The following is a 17,646-nucleotide window of genomic DNA, read 5'->3' on the forward strand; positions in this document are numbered from 1 at the left end:
GACGTTTTGTCACAAGCCTGCCCTGAACAGCACAAGCCAGCCCCACCGACATAGACGAAAGAAGAAGGCAAATCCATCAAAAAGGCCAGCCCGCGTCATCCCGTAACAACAACACCTCCATCAACGACAAGCGACTGGCCGGTCATCATCCGACTGGCCTTTGAAGCCAGAAACAGAACCGGATCAATGATGTCCTCGGGCAGGATGGACTCTTTGAGGCATTGCTTGGAAAGATGATTGGCAAGGCTTTCCGGCGTCACCCACATGTCCTTCTGCTTCTGGGTCAGCACCATGCCCGGAGCCAGCGCATTGACGCGGATATTGTCCGGCCCCCATTCCCGCGCCAGACTTCTGGTCATGCCATTGATGCCGGAGTTAGAGGTCACATAGCAGGTGAGATCTTCATGCCCCATCATATAGGCGATGGAAGAAAAATTGATGATAGATCCACCGCCCATCTTGCGCATCCCTTCCACGACGGCCTGACAACCAAAGAAATAGGATCTGAGATTGAGTGAAATATTCCAGTCCCAATAATCCTTTGTCACGTCTTCAGCCCGGTGACGATCATCATTGGCCGCGTTATTGACCAACACGGTCACAGGGCCGTTCTGCTCGGACGCCAATCCAATTGCCGCCCGAAGCTTCTCCACATCGGTGATATCGCATGGAATGAACAAAGGACGCTCGCCGATGTCCTTCTGCATCCGGTCGCAAAAAGCTGTAGCATCGGACCGTTGGACAAAAGCAACCTTGCATCCCTGACGAAGAAATCCTTCAGTCAAAGCAGCCCCGATCCCGGAACCGCCACCAGTGATGAAAACCGACTGTCCTTCAAGATCTGGAAAATTTGCAACCATGTTGTCCTCCTCAATGTGTTATTTTGAAGAGTAAAACAAATATCGAAAGCTTTCCTAGCGCTCAAAAAGCGAAAGTCACAAGCAAAACAGGAAGCCTACGAAAAGCAAAATCAGCCTTCACTCAAACGCTTGTAGGCCTCTAGTGCCATCTCTCGGCTGTGCTTCAAATCAACAACCGGGTTGGGATAGCTCTCTCCCGGCGTGACGCCTGCCTCTTGCAATGTCGATGAGGGTGCCTCCCATGGCCTGGCCAGATATTTATTGGGCAACTTGGCCAGCTCAGGCACGAATGTACGGATATAGATCCCTTCAGGATCGAACTTTTCAGCCTGCAAGACCGGATTGAAAATACGGAAAAAGGGAGCAGCATCGGCACCGCATCCAGCGACCCACTGCCAACTGGCAGCGTTGTTGGCCAGATCGGCGTCCACCAGTGTATCCCAGAACCAGGCTTCCCCTTGCCGCCAGTCAATGCGCAGATTCTTGATAAGGAACGAGGCGACAATCATTCTGACCCGATTATGCATATAGCCGGTCTGCCAAAGCTCCCGCATACCGGCATCAACAATCGGCACCCCCGTCAGACCACTTTGCCAGGCCTTGAGCAAAGCCTCATCACTCTGCCATTCGAAATCTGCAAATTTTGCCTGAATCGGAACCGACGGCAGATCGGGATTGTAATAGAGCAGCGAATAGGAAAATTCCCGCCACGCAAGCTCACTTCGAAAATGATCGATATCCGCAGCTGGGACACCCTGGTCCTCTGCCAAACGCTCCGTCGCATGCCAGACCTGATTGGGAGAAAGCTGGCCGAAATGCAAATAGGGAGACAAGCGTGATATATGCGCCAGAGATGGAAAATCCCGTCCCGTCTTGTAGCCATCAAGCCCACCATCAATGAACTGAGCCAAGCAATCAGCTCCACCTTTCTCGCTCACCTCCCAATAAGGCTCCAGGGTGTCATGCCAACCGATTTTTGACAACAACCCAAGATCGCCAAGCGACAGAGCCCCATCATTCGCTTTTGCCGCGCAAAAGGCGATGGAGTGAGGGGCAGCCATCGGCATGGCAGGAGCCGGTGCCTGCAAGCATCCCTTACGATAAAAAGGCGTAAAAACCTTGTAGGGTGTGCCGTCCTGCTTCTTGATGCTCCAGGGCTCCCACAACAGCGAGCCGTTGAGCCGAATGGTTCTGCATCCTGCCAACTCAAGCCTTGATGATATTGTCTTGTCCCGTTTGATCCGCCAAGGCTCATAACACCGGGTCCAGCTAACGGTCTGGGCATCATAGATCTTTACCAGTTGTGGCAGGATCTCCTCCGCCTTGCCGCGATAAAGGCGCAGCTTGCCACCCAACTGTCGATCAAGCGCCTCAAGAGAGCGATGCAACCACCAGCGACTTGCTCCGCCCATTCGAGCCTCACCCGCGGTGTCGTCATCAAGAATATAGATGGGCAGCAAACGCCCCGCTTCGACGGCTTTTGACAGGGCCGGATTGTCTGCAAGGCGCAAATCCTGCCGAAACCAATGAATAGCAACAGACGTCACGGATCGATCTCCTTCCCGGCCCAATCGTAACAGCGCCCCGAATCCGCATGGCTGCGGGATAACAACACATCAATGAGCGCTTTGGCTGAAAAAGCCGGATCAAACAATTTCTCCATTGGCACGTTGGCCTGAAAGGGTTTGGATAGATCGCTGTCGACGGTTCCGGGATGAAGCCCCACGACGATCGCTTCGGGATTGCGTCGCCTGAGTTCGATCGCAGCACCTTTTATCATCATGTTCAGCGCCGCTTTCGAGCTGCGATAGGCATACCAGCCTCCGAGCCGATTGTCCGATATGGACCCGACCCGTGCACTCAGAAGCCCCATACGAAAAGCTCCCTTGCGCGGCACTTTCGACAGGAAACACTTCATCAAAAGGCTTGGCCCAATAAAATTGATCGCCATCACTTTCTCAAGGCTCGATTGGTCCAGCGCCGTGAGACTACGCTCTGGCGCAAAGCCATCCCCATGAAGCACACCTGTTGCGACCAGAACCAGATCTGGAAAGCCTTTCTCGAGCACCTTGGAGCAGAGCGCCTCGATGCTTTCCTGACAGGTCAGGTCGAGACCGGGGAAGTGCCGAACGCCCTGCTCATCCGGCAAAAGAAAAGACAATCTGCCGGATCGCGAGACAGCGCATATATCAGCTTTGGGATAGCGCGCTTGAAGCTCGGCCAGCATGGCCCCTCCAATAGCGCCAGACCCTCCGAACACAGCAATATGCTCAACCATCGCGGCACTCAAATTCCCAAGATCGGTTGTAAAAGTTTGGGGATCATGCCCTTGAATTCGAGCGGCGCATCGGTGCAGACAAGGCAGATGCACTCTTCCTCGGTGTCAGCCATCGGATGATGATGGGTCTCTTCATCCGCATCCTGAATATCTCCGACACAATAGCGCCCCGTGTCATCTGAAAAGGACCCTTTCAGTACCAATGTCAGCTCACTGCCATGATGGCTGTGTTCGGGAGTCACGAATCCGGGCGAGAGTCGCAAGAGCCTAACCTTTTCACCTTCCGAATCCTCAACAGGCAAGAGATATTGCTTGATCCCCGGACCAACCGAGCGCCATTTGATCGCGTCATAGTCTGAACCGACCAAAGCCTCCAGCAACCGGGGTGTCGACACTTGTCCCAACGCACGCTCCGCCCATCCGGAAGCCGAAGCAGGCGTGGCGGACAAGGGCATTGAATCGTCATCAATATCCATGAGAATGCGATCAAACAGATCATCGGATAGAGACGCCTCATCGCAAGTCTCGATCATCGCGCCACCGATCATTTCGGCCTCGGCAACGCGGGCTGCACAATGGGGGCAAATATCAAGATGACACGCCACCAGAAAGGCTTGTCCGGCCGATAGTGTTCCGGCCCCAAAGGCCATGATCATTTCATCGCTCAAATGATGATTTATCATGCTTCCACCTCCGACAGGATCTTGCGCAGCCGTCCGAATGCCAACCGCATTCTGGATTTGACGGTGCCGAGCGGCAATGCCAGTTTCTTGGCGATCTCGGCATGGGTCGCATCTTCATAAAAGGCCATATTGACAATCTCTGCCTGATTGGTTGGCAACAAGGCCAGCGCTTTGCCGACGCGATCAACCAGCTCATTGCGATGAAGATCCCTCGACTGCTCTTCATCGGTAATCAGTTGCGAGGCAAAAAACTCCTGATCCTTGTAGACGACGCTTTTCTCCGAGCGAAGCCGGTCAATGCGCTGGTTTCTGGCGATTGTAAAGATCCAAGTCGAAGCCGCGGCCTTGCCCGGATCATAAAGATGCGCCTTGCGCCATATCTGAGTAAATGTCTCCTGAACCAGCTCTTCAGCCATTTGCGGATTGGTGCCAGCCTTCAAGTAAAAGCTTTTGATGCGCGGCGCAAAATGCTCGAACAGCGAACGAAAAGCTGTGCGGTCCCGGTTTTCTCCCAGCGCGACAAGCATGGCAGTAAGGTGCCTTGCGGTCATCCCTGTGCCTCCTCCTGAGCTATTTTCAAGAGCTTGCAATATCGTCATGAACAAATCCACCCCTAAAGTGACATCGTAGCTTTTACCTAATGAGTGAAAAAACGGATCACTGGATGAGGAGAATTTTTTCCCGCCCATTAAGCCCCATTCAGCTCTCGAGCCAAATAAAAGTCATCCCAGGTGATCCACGCCGCATCCTGGACCGAATAAAAGAAAAATTGCGGAGACCACCATGCAAATAGCTGTTATCGGATCAGGCATTTCCGGACTGTCGGCCGCCTGGCTGTTGTCAAAAAACCATCAGGTCGATCTTTTCGAGAAAGACGACAGGTTAGGCGGCCACGCCAATACCCAAACAGTTTTGACCTCCACCGGACCGGTCGATGTCGACACCGGCTTCATTGTATTCAATGAAAAAACCTACCCGAACCTGACACGTCTGTTCGACCATCTCGGTGTCGAGACGGCCTTATCGGACATGTCTTTTTCCGCCAGCCTGCGTGATCAGGATCAGGAATATAGCGGTCGCGGTTTCAAAGGGCTATTTGCCAAACCATCCAACGCGATCAATCCCCGGTTTCTGCAAATGCTGGCCGATATTCGCCGCTTCTACTCCCAAGCTCCCAGAGACATTACGGACAAGGCCATCAGGGCCTTGACCCTTGAAGACTATTTGCAGGAGCGTCGCTATTCCGATGCCTTCATCAATGACCACCTCATTCCGATGGGAGCGGCAATCTGGTGCATTCCATCTGCGGAAATGATGAAGTTCCCTTTTGAAGCCTTCATGCGCTTTTCCATCAATCATGGCCTTGTCCAGTTTCGTGACAGACCCAAATGGCGCACCATTCCCGGCGGCTCCCAACGCTATGTCGAGCGGATAGCAAAAGAGATTTCAGGCGAGATTTTTCTCAATCAGGCGATTACCGACCTCATTCGCAAACCGGGGTCGGTCACGATCAAGTCCCGTCAGGGTTTGGAAAGGCGCTACGACCATGTGGTGCTTGCCTGTCATGCCGATCAGGCGATGCAGATTCTGGCCGCAGGCAATGGTTCGATTGATGAAGAAGAGCAAAGGCTACTTTCGGCCATACCCTATCATCGCAATCTTGCCATTCTGCACAAGGACCCGGCCCTGATGCCAAAGCGACGGGCGGCATGGGCGAGCTGGAACTATATCCAAAGCGCAAAAACAGAGACAGGCGAGGAGGAAAGCCGGCTTTGCGTATCCTACTGGATGAACAAGTTGCAGCCACTTGCCTGCGAGGACGATCTGTTCGTGACACTCAATCCAATCGAACAACCTGCTGAAGGAACCGTTTTGCGATCGCAGCTTTATCATCACCCGGTCTTCTCCATGGAAGCGATCAAGGCACAGCGTGAACTCTGGACCTTGCAGGGCAATCGCCGGACCTGGTTCTGCGGTGCCTATTTCGGTTACGGCTTCCATGAAGATGGAATCCAGACGGGTCTCGCCGTCGCCGAGCAATTGGGAGACATGCAGCGCCCGTGGTCGCTCAAGGAACCCTCATGTAGAATTGTCGTAACCTCTTCCAATACACAAATGGGAGCAAGGATTCCGGCCTGACCGGTCCCTTGGCAGCGGTGAAATGATGATGAAAGACCCAAATGTCTTTGCGCCCAGGCCTTGCCTCTATCAGGGGCTCGTAACACATAGTCGGCGTGGTGCTCTAGAGCATCGCCTCGCTTATCGGGTAACCTCGCTGCTGTTACCACTCGATAGTCTTGAGGATGCAAGAGGCCGATCAGCCCTCTTTTCCGTGAACAAATTCAACCTGATCAGTTTTCATGAAAAGGATCACATGGAGGAAGGCTTTGCCAACCTTCAAGACTATCTGACCCATCTGCTCACCATCTCGGGTGAATTCCAACCCGGAGATCAATTGCCGAAGCGCTTCTCGCTCCTGACTTTCCCGCGCCTATTGGGGCACAGCTTCAATCCGCTGACGCTTGTCTTTTGCTGCGATGAAACGGACAGGCTTCAGGCCATCATCTATCAGGTAAGCAACACATTCGGTCAGCGGCATCATTATATTTACCGCATTCCACCGGAAGATGCAGATTGCGCACAGAAAGAACGCCTCCACCACGAAGGCGAAAAAAAATTTTACGTGTCGCCTTTTCTCGAAATCGAAGGGAAATACAAGTTTTCCATAAAGCTGCCTCATGAAAAGCTGTCCTACTCGATTCAACTAATTGGTAAACAACCATCTACCCTCGTGGCGACCTTTGTCGCCCGCAGACGCCCCTTGACGACTGGAAATCTACTCTCGACATTTGTAATATCATTACAAAGCGGATGGAAAATCCTCGCAACCATACATATCGAAGCCTTTCGGTTATGGCGCAAAGGAGCTCCTTTTTACAGGCGACCCCCAAAGCCTGAAGAAAAGATCACGGCACTCCATCGCTCAAACCTTTTTGCAAAGGATCACCTTCATGACGTTGCAGAGTAATCACGCGCAAACCAAGTCTGACAGATCCGGTTCCATGTCTGTTTCAAAAACCCCGAGACTGCAAAGCCGCATCTGGCACCGTTTTCTGAACCCGATCTTCTCCGGCATGCATCATGGACGTGTGGAATTCACATTGCCAACGGGAGATCAGCTCATTTATGGCTCGGAAACCAGCAAAGAACAGTCCGTTCAGGTTTACATCCATAAGAACAGAACGCTTTGGAACATCCTGACCAAAGGCACCCTAGGCATTGCGGAAAGCTTCATTGCCTCACACTGGAGTTGCGACAATCTTTCAAAGTTGTTTGATCTGTGTCTGAAAAATCGTTCGGTGTTCGAGATGATACGATCAAACGGAAAGATCGCGCGCTGGTTTGCCCATCTCAAGCATCTCACTCGCGCCAACAGCATCAAGGGCAGCCGCAAGAATATTTCCTTTCATTATGATCTGGGAAATGACTTTTATGAGCTGTGGCTGGATCCGAGCATGACCTACTCTTCCGCCTTCAAGCTTGGTGATCAGGAAAAGTTGGAAGAGGCGCAAATCCGCAAACTCGACCGCGCTCTCGAATTGAGTCAGGCGTGCAAAGGCCAGTCCATTCTCGAGATCGGTTGCGGTTGGGGTGCCTTTGCCGAGCGGGCCGCGCTCAAGGGATGTCAAGTTGACGGGCTCACCCTGTCAAAAGAGCAACTCGACTATGCCAATGAACGCGCCAAGCAAAAGGGGTTCGCTTCGAACGCCCGCTTTCATTTTCGCGACTATCGTCATGAGCAAGGTGAATATGACGCCATTGTCTCCATCGAGATGATTGAAGCGGTAGGCGAAGAGCATTGGCCGACCTATTTCAGGCATTTGCACGACAACCTCCGGCCCGGTGGACGCGCAGCACTTCAGGCGATCACCATCGACAAGGCCAACTATCAGAAATATCGAAATGGCGCCGACTTCATTCAGGCCTATATCTTTCCGGGCGGCATGTTGCCCACCGAAGAGCATCTTCTGGAACATGCCAAAAAGGCCGGGTTGATCCCGGTCTTCAGGGAAACATTTGCGCCCGACTACGCCAAGACACTGGCCAGGTGGAGAGAACGCTTTCTTGCACAATGGCCCAAAATCTCAAAGCTTGGCTATGACGAGCGGTTTCGCCGCATGTGGCTCTTCTATCTTGCCTATTGCGAAGCAGGTTTCGCCAACAAGACAATCAATGTCGGGCATTATTGTTACAAAAGACCGACCTGAGGGACCGGGTTCTGAAGTATTCAGCAAGGAAACATGAAAGCGGGCAGGCTAGACGGCAGCCCGCTTTGTTTTGGCGAAGCTCAAGTCAAATGCTCGCCTTTTTCGAAATCTGCCTGATCATCCAGCCGACAAAGGGCAGTTTACGATAAAAATGTCGGCTGGCGTCCCAGTAATCATAGTGGGCGCAGATCAGCCCGTCCGCATCAAATTGCAGCTCGGTTATGCCCCTCACAGTCCATTGGCCAATGACCGGTGCCTTGCAGGAAAAATCCCAGCGCATCAGACACACCGTATCCGTGAAGGCCAGATCAAGGATCCTGAATTGTGGGTCTTCTACATCTTCGAACATCTTTTCAATCACCCGAACAAGATGCTTGCGGCCTTTCACATCATTGAACGGGTCGACGAAGTGAATGTCATCGCTGATGAGAGGATGAACTTCTGCAATAGTCTCGGAATGCAGATGCTCGAAATAGTCGGCATAATGTCGGGCAACACTCTCTCGCTTTTCTGGCGAAATCGTCATGACAGCATCCTTCCAGTCAGTTTGAAAAAGAGTCGATAAGGCAACAGACGCATCAACCGCAAACCGAGCGCCAGACGCGCAGGAAAAGCGATTTCAAAAGCAGACCGCTCAACTCCCTTGAAAATGCGAAAAGCCGCTTCGTCAGCCGACATGAGGAATGGCATGTCGAACGCATTTTTTCGGGTCAATTGCGTATCGATAAATCCCGGATTGATGAGATAAAGATCAAGCCCCATACGATCAAACTCCGGTTTGAGCGTTTCGCACAAACTCGCCAGGGCAGCCTTGGTCGGGCCATAGAATGCCGCCATCGGCAAGCCACAATAGGAAGTCAGTGAAGAAACGATCGCAATCCCGCCACGGCCTTTCTGCTTCAATTTGGGCAACAAGGCTTCGATAACGCCAACCACGCCGAGATAGTTAATGCGCATGTGGCGCTCTGCCTCCTTGAAGGTCAGCGCCTCAACGCCTCCGGGCTCATAGACAGCAGCGCAATAAATGGTTAGATCCGGCAATAGGCTTTGCTCTTCCAGTGTCAAAAGAGCGTGCATAATGCTGCGTGTATCAGCGACATCGAGAGGCAAGGGGTAAAGGGAGGGATTTAGCGCGGCAAGCGTGTTGAGCTTTTCCGTCCTGCGGGCGCTTATGATGACCCTTGCGCCCGCCTTGGCAAACAACTGTCCAAGGGCCGCCCCTGTCCCGGAGCTTGCCCCTATGATCCAGACTGTATGCCAGCGTGTTTTCAACTCTTCAGACATGCGCGATCCCTTTTGCTACAAGGGTATACGAGATCGCACCTGATATGGATCAGCCAACAACAAGCTGTTTGAGACGCAAGGCCTCGAATTCCACTTCCTTGACCCGATGCATGACGATGTCGCGGATCGAAATCACGCCTTCCAGTCTATCGCCATCGACAACAGGCATGTGCCGGAAATGTCCATCGCTCATGATTTTCATGACATCAACGATCTTGTCACCCCGCACACATTTCTTGGGATTGGCTGTCATGAAATCTTCGGCTGACATTTTCAGCGCCTTATCCCCCGCCTCGGCCACAGCCTTGATAATGTCACGCTCGGAAATGACGCCAACCAGCCCGCCATTTGCATTGACCACAGGCAAGTTGCCGATTTGTCTTGCGGTCAATTCTGCCGAAACCGCAAGAAGACTCATGCTTTTGGTAACCGAGAAAAGGGAAATCCCCTTTTCTTCAAGCAGGTCCCCGACCGTAGCTTGGCTATAGGCATGCTCGAATGCAATCCTCGCATCCTGCGATGCACTGCCTTGCACCTTGGTTTCCACTCGGGGGCCCTGATACGAGCTAGGCGCCATTTCTAGTCTCCCTCGTCATGCAATGTCGAAAGACTTGCGTTGATTGACCAAATTCCAATTGAACCCGCAGCCTATCAAAGCCTGCGACAATTTGGCAATGCACCCTTCGCTTAACCTCGCCGAATACAACGAGAAGCGTCGGGGAATCATGAAAACTCAATGATCGAACATGTAACAAGCCATTCATTCATTTGAAAAACATCCCTCGATCAGCCGAGAAAAAGCTCAATGATTTCAGCAAAAGCGGCAGATCCACCTGTCATAAAGATACTGACAAACCGTAATATTCCTGTCACGAAAGACTCGTAATCTCTCAGAGTGCACACGTGTGCAAGAACACAAAAATTCCGTCAAACCGCACCCGCGTGCAAAATTGCCCTTTTCCAATTCTGGCAACTTTTTTCATGGAGAAATAGGGATGACCATTTCCAAAACTCTGAAAGTCGCAGCCCTCACCGCTGCGCTCGCACTGTCTAGCACCGCTGTATTTGCTACCGATTACACCATTAGCGTCTGGGCTGGTGGCACCGGAGAAAGCTCCCACTATCGCGTTGACAATATTGAAATTGCCGCTGACCTGATGATGCGCGAAGCCGCTGTCCGTGGCGAAGAGCTGAACATCACGGTTGAAAAGAAAATCTTCTCCGGCTGGGATGATTTCAAACAAGCCTTTACCCTGGCCGCAGAATCCGGCACCGCACCAAACATTGCCGTCACAGGCCATGAAGACATCGCCCCTTGGTCCCAGGCTGGTCTTATCCGCCCGATCGAAGACTATATCGACCTTGATGCATGGCCGGTCAACTCGATCTATCCCAACCTGATCGAGATTTCCTCTTTCAACGGTCAGGTCTGGGGCCTGCCGCAAGATGCCGAATCCCGCCCATTCTTCTTCTACAAGCCTCACCTCAAAGCAATCGGTTACACAGACGAGCAGATCGACGCTCTGCCTGAAAAGGTTCTGGCTGGCGAATACACCCTGTATAACGCTCTGGACGACGCCAAGAAAATGCAGGATGCGGGTCTGGTTGAAGCAGGCAAAGGCTTCTCCCCACGCGTTTCCAACGGTCCCGACTATTGGCAATTCTACGTCAGCTTCGGTGGCGAAATTCTCGATGAGGAAACCGGCAAGCTTGTCTTCAACAAACAGGCCATGACCGACATGTATCAGTTCTTTTCTGATGCGGTTAAAATGGGCGTGACCTCTGCCACGCATCTCGGTTCCGACTGGGGTCAGTGGTACAACGAAGTTGCCAACGGCAAGGCTGGCACCTGGCATGGCGGCACCTGGCACTATGGCCGTTACATCAAAGAAGGTCAGGAAGATTTCTTTGGCAACATCCAGTTCACTCTGATCCCTGCCGGCAACAAAAACGGCAAGGCCAACACCGTGACCCATCCTCTGGTCTATCTGGTGTCAAGCACCGGTGACGATGCCGTCGCCGAGGTTGCAGCCAACCTGATCTCCATCGCATCCGAGCCTCGCCTCAACACACTGCATGCGATTGCATCTTCACATCTTGGCATCAGCGATGCACAGGCAAGCATCCCGCTTTATGCAAATGACCGTTGGGCATCCGAAGCCACCGAGCGTCTCTTGCCACATGCTGTCTCCATGCCGAACAGCACCGAATTTGGCGCTTTCTGGAACATCATGTTCAAAGGTCTCGAAGCATCATGGACCGGCCAGAAGTCCGTTGCCGATGCGGTTGCCGAAGTGGAAGCAGAATATAAATCCACCATGGCCGACGCCATCATCATCAAATAAGACGATGCGCCTGTGATCCAAAACGCAGGCACAGGCAATCCCCATTTCATCAAAGGGCTGGGCGGCACGCTCCAACGCCCGGCCCGCCCTGAGCTGCACGGCACCCGCCGCCCCGCTTCGCCATCCCGTTCACAGGAAATGTCGATCATGCGCCCCAAAACAAGTTTGCTAGGCCTTGCCTTTCTGACACCAGCCTTGCTCATGGTCATCTTGTTCTTTCTGATCCCGGTCGTCCTGACCGGAGTCTTCTCCTTCACCAATATGAGCACCGCCACCGGCATCAGCGGTGGTGACTATATGGTGTCGCCTGTCATCATAAAACGACTGGCCGACGATCCCGATTTTGACCAAAAGCTGCTCGAGCAATTGAATGCGACGACTTACAAGGTCGACGACAACGGCTTCGCACGCGCCGTGGAAGCGAACCTCAAGCCGGCATTTATCAAGGAAATCAAAGGAAACCTTGACGGCAAGAGCTTCAAATCCCGCCGCGATTTCGAACGTGCGCTCAAAAAGCTGAAATCACGCCCACGAAGCATGCGCGAACTCAAACTCGCGGCAGAGCCCTTCTCGAGCACCATTCTCAATCAACGATACGCGACCATTGACGATTTGCAGACAGCCATTGAAGCCCTCGGCGTTTCATTGACCGATGCGCAGCGCGAGACATTGTTTCAAAAGGCCTATACCGGATGGAGCTGGACAACAGAGAATTTCGAAAAGCTCATTTCAAAGCCCGGCACGCAACAGATCCTGTTCAATACGCTTTTCTACGTCGTTGTGACGCTGATCCTGTTCAATGTCGGATATGCACTGATATTGGCCGTGACCACGTTCTATCTGCCCGCAGGACAAGCGGCCATTTTCCGCGCTCTGTGGCTGCTCCCGCGCATCACCCCCGCTGTCATCTATGTGCTGCTATGGAAATGGACGATGTGGGATAATGGCTTTATCTCCACCATCACCACATGGTTTGGCATGGAGCCTTTCAACTATATGAAAGGTTCTGTGACCGGGGCATGGACGTCTGTCATTCTCATAAATGGTTTTGTCGGAGCCTCCATGGGCATGCTGATTTTTTCTTCTGCCATCAACAGCATCCCTTCATCGATGCTCCATGCCAGCGAAGTGGATGGTGCCTCCCGCTGGCAACAGGTGCGCCACATCATTTTGCCACAACTAAAGTGGCCGATCCTGTTTGTTACCTCTTATCAAACCTTGTCCTTGCTCACCTCGTTTGAACAAATCCTTCTGTCCACCAACGGCGGTCCGGGAAGTTCGACAACCGTGTGGTCGCTGGAAGCCTATTTCACGGCGCTCAACAACTATGCGGGCAATCTCGAATATGGCTTTGGTGCAAGCATGGCACTTGTTCTGGTAACCGTCGGCATCATTCTCTCGCTTCTGTATTTGCGCCTGTTCAAATTTGATGAACTGGTCACCAAACCACGCATCGAAAACTAAGAGGCAGGACCATGAAAAGAGACACCTCCCGCAATTTTTCGGATTGGCCGATTACGCTGTTTCTCGCGCTGATGTCGTCGCCGATCATCATCATGTATTTCTATCTGATCCTTGATACCTTTACCAACTCCCCAGCCGGTTCGTTGGTGCCGAACGAGTTCACTCTGGAGCATTGGCGCTTTCTTTGGGGCGAGGCAGAAGGGGTAAGCGGTCTTTGGAGTGCAACGCTGAACACATTCATATTCGCCAGCGTGATGGCGACGTCCATTCTCGCCATTTCCCTGACCGCAGGGTATGCGGTGTCACGCCTCAATCTCCCCTTCCGGGCGTTTCTGCTGGGAGGCATGTTAACGCTTCATGCCTTTCCAACGATAACATTGGTCATCGCGCTATTCCTCGTGCTGCAAATGGTCGGCCTCTATGACACCCTGATCGGCGTAATCCTCATCAAGTCAGCCCTGTTCCTGCCCTTTGGCATCTGGATCATGAAAGGTTTCTATGACTCGGTCCCGTGGGAAATCGAAATGGCAGGCATTCAGGATGGCGCCAGTCGTTTCACTGTCTGGCGGCGCCTCGTTCTGCCCCAGATCAAGCCCGGCATCATTGCCCTTGGCGTTTTTGCCTTCCTTGACGGTTGGAACGAGTATCTGATGCCGCAGATTTTTGCTCCGAGTTCAGATGTTCGTGTGCTTTCGGTCCTGCTTGCCGAGCTTATCCAGGACAACGAGAAGTTCGACTTCAACCTCTTCAAATCCATCGGGCTCTTCTATGTGATCCCGGTCATCATTCTTTATCTCATCTTCCAGAACAAGCTGATGAATATCTATGGCGGAGGCACGAAAGGCTGATGCGTATCCTACTTGAAAACTTCACCAAACGCTTTGGTAACACCACCGTCATCAACGAGATGACGCTCGAGATCGACAGCGGCGAAATGCTGGCCTTGCTCGGCCCCTCCGGTTGCGGCAAGTCCACCACGCTGTTTGCCATTTGCGGCATCCATCAGGTCTCTGGCGGTCGCATCCTTTTCGGTGATCGTGAGGTGACAGACACCACGGCACAATCACGAAATGTCGGGGTGGTCTTTCAGAATTATGCTCTCTATCCGCACATGGATGTATATGAGAATATAGCCTTCCCGCTGACCATCCGCAAAAGGAAGAAAAAGGACATTGAACGCGAAGTCCATGCGATCGCCGAACTGGTCCATATCCCCGAATTGCTCAAGCGCAAACCGGCACAATTGTCCGGCGGACAGCAACAGCGCGTGGCCCTCGCCCGCGCCCTCATCCGCAAACCGGACGTTCTGCTGCTTGATGAGCCGCTCGCGAACCTTGACGCAAAATTGCGCCTTGAAATGCGCTCTGAAATCCGCCGCATCCAGCAGGAAACGGGCATCACGGCCATTCTTGTGACGCACGATCAGGTCGAAGCCATGTCCATGTGCGACCGCATTGCCATCATGAAGGACGGCAAGATCCTGCAAATCGACACCCCGACCGGAATGTATGCCAACCCGAAAAATGAATTTGTCGCGGGCTTTCTTGGCAACCCGCCAATTGCTTTTCTTGAAGGCAGCGCGAAAAACGGTCATTGCGCACTTGCCAACACCGACATCAGCTTGCCGCTGCCTCTGCATCTTGGTGATTTGAACAGCGATCATCCGATCAAACTCGGCATTCGCCCCGAGCTCGTGGGGAACAAGGGGAGCTCCGAAATTTCCGGCACTGTTTCCTTTATTGAAACCCAGGGCCGCGAAAATCTGTATGATATTACTCTGGCCAACGGCTCGGTCATTCGCTCGATCCAGCATGTCCGGGACGATATCAAACTCGGTGACAAGATCACCTGGCCGATTGATTGCAGCAAAATGCTGATCTTTGATAATGATGGAAACCGCCTCTAATGTCCTTTGAAGAAAAAGTCAGAAATCTGGGTTGGCCCCTTGATGAAAATGGCAACCCGCAAAGCCGCTTCGGCGGACCAATGATCATTGGCCACCGAGGGGCCTGTTTCCACGCCGTAGAAAACACCCTTGCTGCCTTTGAGTTGGCATCAACTCTTGGCGCTGACATGTGGGAGCTTGATGTTCGCAACACCGCTGACGGCTTCTGTGTCGTCAGCCATGACGATGATTTATCAAGAACATTCGGAGTAGAAGCCAGAATATCGGAACTGACCCTCAAAGAGCTACAGAGCTTTGTCGACGTAGAAGTCCCGACATTTCAGGAGGTCGTTCTTCTGGCAAAACATCTTGGTACCGGCCTCTATGTCGAGATCAAGGGCGAAGGTTCCAACATGAGCGCATGGAAAATCCTCGAGCAGGAAGGGTACCCCTTCGCTTCTATGGGATCTTTCTACCCCCACCATGTCGCGGAACTGGCCGAGCGCAATTGTCCCTATCCGCTATCCGTTCTGGCCCGTCTTGGTGATGATCCCTTCGAAATGGCCCGCCATGCCAAAGCCGATATCATTCACCCCTGTTGGGAAAGGGCCAGCGAGCGCCCTGACAGCCTCCTCACCGATGAGCTGTTCGAGCAAGCCAAACAGGAAAAACTGCCGATCGTGCTCTGGCATGAAGAACGCCCCGACGTCATCAAGACTGTCATGAAAATGGACGTTCTTGGCGTCTGCTCGGATCGTCCCGAATTGCTGGTTCCCTATGCTTCGTCACCGTCCCGACCCTCAGGACTACCAAAAGGACCTGAGATTGTCTGCCACCGCGGCATTAACAAGCTTGCGCCGGAAAACACAATCGCTGCTGCAAAACTGGTCTTCGAGCAGGGCTTCGACTGGCTTGAACTGGATACGCACGAAACCGCCGATGGCCACTTGATCGTGATGCATGACGACAATCTGGATCGCACCTCCAACGGAACAGGTCCCATCGCCGAGAAAAGTCTTGCAGAATTGAGAGCCCTTGATGCTGGCGGTTGGTTCGGCCCGAAATTCTCTGGCGAACCAATCCCGACCCTTGCCGAACTGATCGATCTGGCCAAAGCTTGGAACAAGAAAATCTATATTGAGATCAAGCATGCAAACCCACAGACCGTGCTTGATCTCGTCAAGGAAAAGGACTTTCTGAAAAACTGTTTCTTCTGGAGCTATGGATGGGACCAGATAGAGGAGTTGGCGCGTCTCGACCCGGAAGTCCAGATCATGGCTCGCAAAAGCGATTATCCAACCATCTCGGACCTGTTCAAGGCGGTATCCCCTTACGTTGTCGAGATCGGCTATGGCGAGGAAGCGCCTGATCAAATGAGGGAAATCAGGCAGAATGGTGCAAAAGCCATGATCTGCTACATGGGCGAGGATGCTACAATCTTCGAGCGAATCAAGGACCTGAAACCGGACATGGTGAATCTCAATCATTCCCATGTCTGGAAAGACGTTTGGCATCATGCCTGCCGAGCTGAGACCGGAAAGGCCCAGGCAGAATGAAAAGGGACGATGAGAGAGCAAAGTCGATCACCTCGGTTGACGTTGCGAAACGGGCGGGTGTGTCGCGCTCAGCGGTCTCACGCACCTTCACGCCCGGAGCCAGCGTCTCCTCCGAAACACGTGAGAAGGTTCTCAAGGCGGCTGAAGATCTTGGTTATCGCGTCAACCAGTTGGCCAGAAGTCTGACCAACAAACGCTCAGATCTTGTTGGCATTGTCGCGGCTAACATGGACAATCCCTTTCGCGCCGAGCAAATCGAACAGATCACCCGCAAGCTGATCGAGCAAAATTTCCGTCCCATCCTGATGCCTGCCGAAGCCTCCGAAGATCCAAGCCGCATCATTGGCATGCTGCTCGAATACAGCGTTTCGGGCGTCATCATCACTTCGGACACCCCGCCACAATCCATCTGTCAGGAATGCGTCTCCCTCGGCGTGCCGATTGTCCTGGTCAACAAGAAGGAGATCGACGCGCCTGTTGACCGAGTTCTGATGGACAATGTCAAATGCGGGGAAATCGCCTTGCGAACACTCCACCGCAAGGGAGCAAATCGCCTTGCGATCATTACTTCGGAAAAGCCTTCCTATTCCTTGGAAGTGCGTCAGAAGGCGTTTATAAATCTGGCCGAAAGCCTTGACCTTGCACAGGTTGAAATCTACACAGGCAGCTTCCAGAATTATAATGGCGGAGCAGAAGCGATGCACAAATTGATCGCCTCTGAACGCTCCTTTGATGGTCTGTTCTGTGTCACGGATTACATGGCTTTGGGCTCGCTTGACGAATTGAGATTAAGCAGTACTTTGTCGGTGCCTGACGATCTCCAGATTATCGGCTGTGACGATATTCGCCAGTCATCCTGGCAGGGCTATGCTCTGACCACAATAAGACAGGACACGGACAAATTGGCCCAAGCCGTGGTCCAGACGCTGCTGGATCGTTTCGAAACGCCAGCCGCCCCCGCAACAACCCGTCTGCTTGAAGTCGAATTGATCGAACGAAGCACAACGCAGAAGAATTAAGAGA

17 protein-coding genes are annotated in these 17,646 nt (G+C 52.7%); 9 read left to right on the forward strand and 8 right to left on the reverse strand.

All coding sequences use genetic code 11. The features are described 5' to 3' along the window. Positions 1-95: 95 nt before the first annotated feature. From ACHZB8_RS09420 to ACHZB8_RS09440, 5 genes are all read right to left on the reverse strand, one after another. The gene (locus ACHZB8_RS09420; RefSeq protein WP_316860008.1) at positions 96-860 is read right to left on the reverse strand and encodes an SDR family oxidoreductase; all 765 of its coding nucleotides are present in this window, start codon (positions 858-860) and stop codon (positions 96-98) included. Positions 861-970: 110 nt separating this feature from the next. Then, positions 971-2,407, reverse strand: coding sequence for a deoxyribodipyrimidine photo-lyase (locus tag ACHZB8_RS09425; protein WP_316860009.1), 1,437 nt, complete (start codon positions 2,405-2,407; stop codon positions 971-973). Beyond that, the gene (locus ACHZB8_RS09430; RefSeq protein WP_316860010.1) at positions 2,404-3,138 is read right to left on the reverse strand and encodes an SDR family NAD(P)-dependent oxidoreductase; all 735 of its coding nucleotides are present in this window, start codon (positions 3,136-3,138) and stop codon (positions 2,404-2,406) included. Before ACHZB8_RS09430 ends, ACHZB8_RS09425 begins: the two co-directional genes overlap by 4 nt. Positions 3,139-3,146: 8 nt before the next feature. Next, entirely contained in the window at positions 3,147-3,821 is a 675-nt protein-coding gene (locus ACHZB8_RS09435) for a ChrR family anti-sigma-E factor (RefSeq protein ID WP_316860011.1), read from the reverse strand. Then, positions 3,818-4,372, reverse strand: a complete 555-nt coding sequence (locus ACHZB8_RS09440; RefSeq protein WP_316860012.1) for a sigma-70 family RNA polymerase sigma factor — start codon at positions 4,370-4,372, stop codon at positions 3,818-3,820. Before ACHZB8_RS09440 ends, ACHZB8_RS09435 begins: the two co-directional genes overlap by 4 nt. Positions 4,373-4,604: 232 nt before the next feature. Between ACHZB8_RS09440 and ACHZB8_RS09445 the strand changes: the two genes are divergently transcribed. The 3 genes from ACHZB8_RS09445 to ACHZB8_RS09455 are packed head-to-tail and all read left to right on the forward strand — an operon-like array spanning position 4,605 to position 8,089. Next, positions 4,605-5,960: an FAD-dependent oxidoreductase gene (locus ACHZB8_RS09445; RefSeq protein ID WP_316860013.1), complete on the forward strand. Its 1,356-nt coding sequence runs from the start codon at positions 4,605-4,607 to the stop codon at positions 5,958-5,960. A 28-nt stretch (positions 5,961-5,988) separates the two neighbouring features. Then, positions 5,989-6,849, forward strand: a complete 861-nt coding sequence (locus ACHZB8_RS09450; RefSeq protein ID WP_316860733.1) for a DUF1365 family protein — start codon at positions 5,989-5,991, stop codon at positions 6,847-6,849. After that, on the forward strand, positions 6,833-8,089 hold the full coding sequence (locus tag ACHZB8_RS09455; protein WP_316860014.1) for a cyclopropane-fatty-acyl-phospholipid synthase family protein: 1,257 nt from the start codon (positions 6,833-6,835) through the stop codon (positions 8,087-8,089). The genes ACHZB8_RS09450 and ACHZB8_RS09455 overlap by 17 nt, the downstream gene beginning before the upstream one ends. 85 nt (positions 8,090-8,174) lie before the next feature. Here the strand turns inward: ACHZB8_RS09455 and ACHZB8_RS09460 are convergent, their stop codons facing one another. Genes ACHZB8_RS09460 through ACHZB8_RS09470 form a run of 3 tightly spaced genes read right to left on the reverse strand, consistent with a single transcriptional unit; the run spans position 8,175 to position 9,950 of the window. Beyond that, positions 8,175-8,615, reverse strand: coding sequence for a nuclear transport factor 2 family protein (locus ACHZB8_RS09460; RefSeq protein WP_316860015.1), 441 nt, complete (start codon positions 8,613-8,615; stop codon positions 8,175-8,177). Next, positions 8,612-9,373 carry an SDR family NAD(P)-dependent oxidoreductase gene (locus ACHZB8_RS09465; RefSeq protein WP_316860016.1) on the reverse strand — a complete coding sequence of 254 codons (762 nt, stop codon included), beginning with the start codon at positions 9,371-9,373 and terminating at the stop codon, positions 8,612-8,614. The genes ACHZB8_RS09460 and ACHZB8_RS09465 overlap by 4 nt, the downstream gene beginning before the upstream one ends. Before the next feature lie 49 nt (positions 9,374-9,422). Further along, positions 9,423-9,950, reverse strand: coding sequence for a CBS domain-containing protein (locus tag ACHZB8_RS09470; protein ID WP_316860017.1), 528 nt, complete (start codon positions 9,948-9,950; stop codon positions 9,423-9,425). Positions 9,951-10,368: 418 nt separating this feature from the next. Here ACHZB8_RS09470 and ACHZB8_RS09475 point away from each other — a divergent pair, with 418 nt between their 5' ends. From ACHZB8_RS09475 to ACHZB8_RS09500, 6 genes are all read left to right on the forward strand, one after another. Beyond that, positions 10,369-11,718 (forward strand): extracellular solute-binding protein, encoded by a 1,350-nt coding sequence (locus tag ACHZB8_RS09475; RefSeq protein ID WP_316860018.1) that lies wholly within the window; start codon positions 10,369-10,371, stop codon positions 11,716-11,718. A 138-nt stretch (positions 11,719-11,856) separates the two neighbouring features. Next, positions 11,857-13,182, forward strand: a complete 1,326-nt coding sequence (locus tag ACHZB8_RS09480) for a carbohydrate ABC transporter permease (RefSeq protein WP_394706183.1) — start codon at positions 11,857-11,859, stop codon at positions 13,180-13,182. An 11-nt stretch (positions 13,183-13,193) separates the two neighbouring features. Beyond that, positions 13,194-14,030, forward strand: a complete 837-nt coding sequence (locus ACHZB8_RS09485) for a carbohydrate ABC transporter permease (RefSeq protein WP_316860019.1) — start codon at positions 13,194-13,196, stop codon at positions 14,028-14,030. Further along, positions 14,030-15,088 carry an ABC transporter ATP-binding protein gene (locus ACHZB8_RS09490; protein ID WP_316860020.1) on the forward strand — a complete coding sequence of 353 codons (1,059 nt, stop codon included), beginning with the start codon at positions 14,030-14,032 and terminating at the stop codon, positions 15,086-15,088. Before ACHZB8_RS09485 ends, ACHZB8_RS09490 begins: the two co-directional genes overlap by 1 nt. Further along, a complete protein-coding gene (locus ACHZB8_RS09495) occupies positions 15,088-16,623 on the forward strand; it encodes a glycerophosphodiester phosphodiesterase family protein (protein ID WP_316860021.1) in 1,536 nt (511 codons plus the stop codon). The genes ACHZB8_RS09490 and ACHZB8_RS09495 overlap by 1 nt, the downstream gene beginning before the upstream one ends. Beyond that, a complete protein-coding gene (locus tag ACHZB8_RS09500) occupies positions 16,620-17,642 on the forward strand; it encodes a LacI family DNA-binding transcriptional regulator (protein WP_316860022.1) in 1,023 nt (340 codons plus the stop codon). Before ACHZB8_RS09495 ends, ACHZB8_RS09500 begins: the two co-directional genes overlap by 4 nt. Positions 17,643-17,646: the final 4 nt, after the last annotated feature.

Source organism: uncultured Cohaesibacter sp., assembly GCF_963556055.3.
Taxonomy (GTDB): Bacteria; Pseudomonadota; Alphaproteobacteria; order Rhizobiales; family Cohaesibacteraceae; genus Cohaesibacter.

Excerpts from the sequence above, each read along its gene's own strand:
- ACHZB8_RS09460 (WP_316860015.1), bottom strand. The coding sequence starts at position 8,615 with ATGACGATTTCGCCAGAAAAGCGAGAGAGTGTTGCCCGACATTATGCC.
- ACHZB8_RS09420 (WP_316860008.1), bottom strand. The coding sequence starts at position 860 with ATGGTTGCAAATTTTCCAGATCTTGAAGGACAGTCGGTTTTCATCACT.
- ACHZB8_RS09435 (WP_316860011.1), bottom strand. The coding sequence starts at position 3,821 with ATGATAAATCATCATTTGAGCGATGAAATGATCATGGCCTTTGGGGCC.
- ACHZB8_RS09475 (WP_316860018.1), top strand. The coding sequence starts at position 10,369 with ATGACCATTTCCAAAACTCTGAAAGTCGCAGCCCTCACCGCTGCGCTC.
- ACHZB8_RS09470 (WP_316860017.1), bottom strand. The coding sequence starts at position 9,950 with ATGGCGCCTAGCTCGTATCAGGGCCCCCGAGTGGAAACCAAGGTGCAA.
- ACHZB8_RS09440 (WP_316860012.1), bottom strand. The coding sequence starts at position 4,372 with ATGACCGCAAGGCACCTTACTGCCATGCTTGTCGCGCTGGGAGAAAAC.
- ACHZB8_RS09500 (WP_316860022.1), top strand. The coding sequence starts at position 16,620 with ATGAAAAGGGACGATGAGAGAGCAAAGTCGATCACCTCGGTTGACGTT.
- ACHZB8_RS09480 (WP_394706183.1), top strand. The coding sequence starts at position 11,857 with ATGTCGATCATGCGCCCCAAAACAAGTTTGCTAGGCCTTGCCTTTCTG.
- ACHZB8_RS09430 (WP_316860010.1), bottom strand. The coding sequence starts at position 3,138 with ATGGTTGAGCATATTGCTGTGTTCGGAGGGTCTGGCGCTATTGGAGGG.
- ACHZB8_RS09445 (WP_316860013.1), top strand. The coding sequence starts at position 4,605 with ATGCAAATAGCTGTTATCGGATCAGGCATTTCCGGACTGTCGGCCGCC.
- ACHZB8_RS09455 (WP_316860014.1), top strand. The coding sequence starts at position 6,833 with ATGACGTTGCAGAGTAATCACGCGCAAACCAAGTCTGACAGATCCGGT.
- ACHZB8_RS09485 (WP_316860019.1), top strand. The coding sequence starts at position 13,194 with ATGAAAAGAGACACCTCCCGCAATTTTTCGGATTGGCCGATTACGCTG.
- ACHZB8_RS09490 (WP_316860020.1), top strand. The coding sequence starts at position 14,030 with ATGCGTATCCTACTTGAAAACTTCACCAAACGCTTTGGTAACACCACC.
- ACHZB8_RS09465 (WP_316860016.1), bottom strand. The coding sequence starts at position 9,373 with ATGTCTGAAGAGTTGAAAACACGCTGGCATACAGTCTGGATCATAGGG.
- ACHZB8_RS09495 (WP_316860021.1), top strand. The coding sequence starts at position 15,088 with ATGTCCTTTGAAGAAAAAGTCAGAAATCTGGGTTGGCCCCTTGATGAA.
- ACHZB8_RS09450 (WP_316860733.1), top strand. The coding sequence starts at position 5,989 with ATGAAAGACCCAAATGTCTTTGCGCCCAGGCCTTGCCTCTATCAGGGG.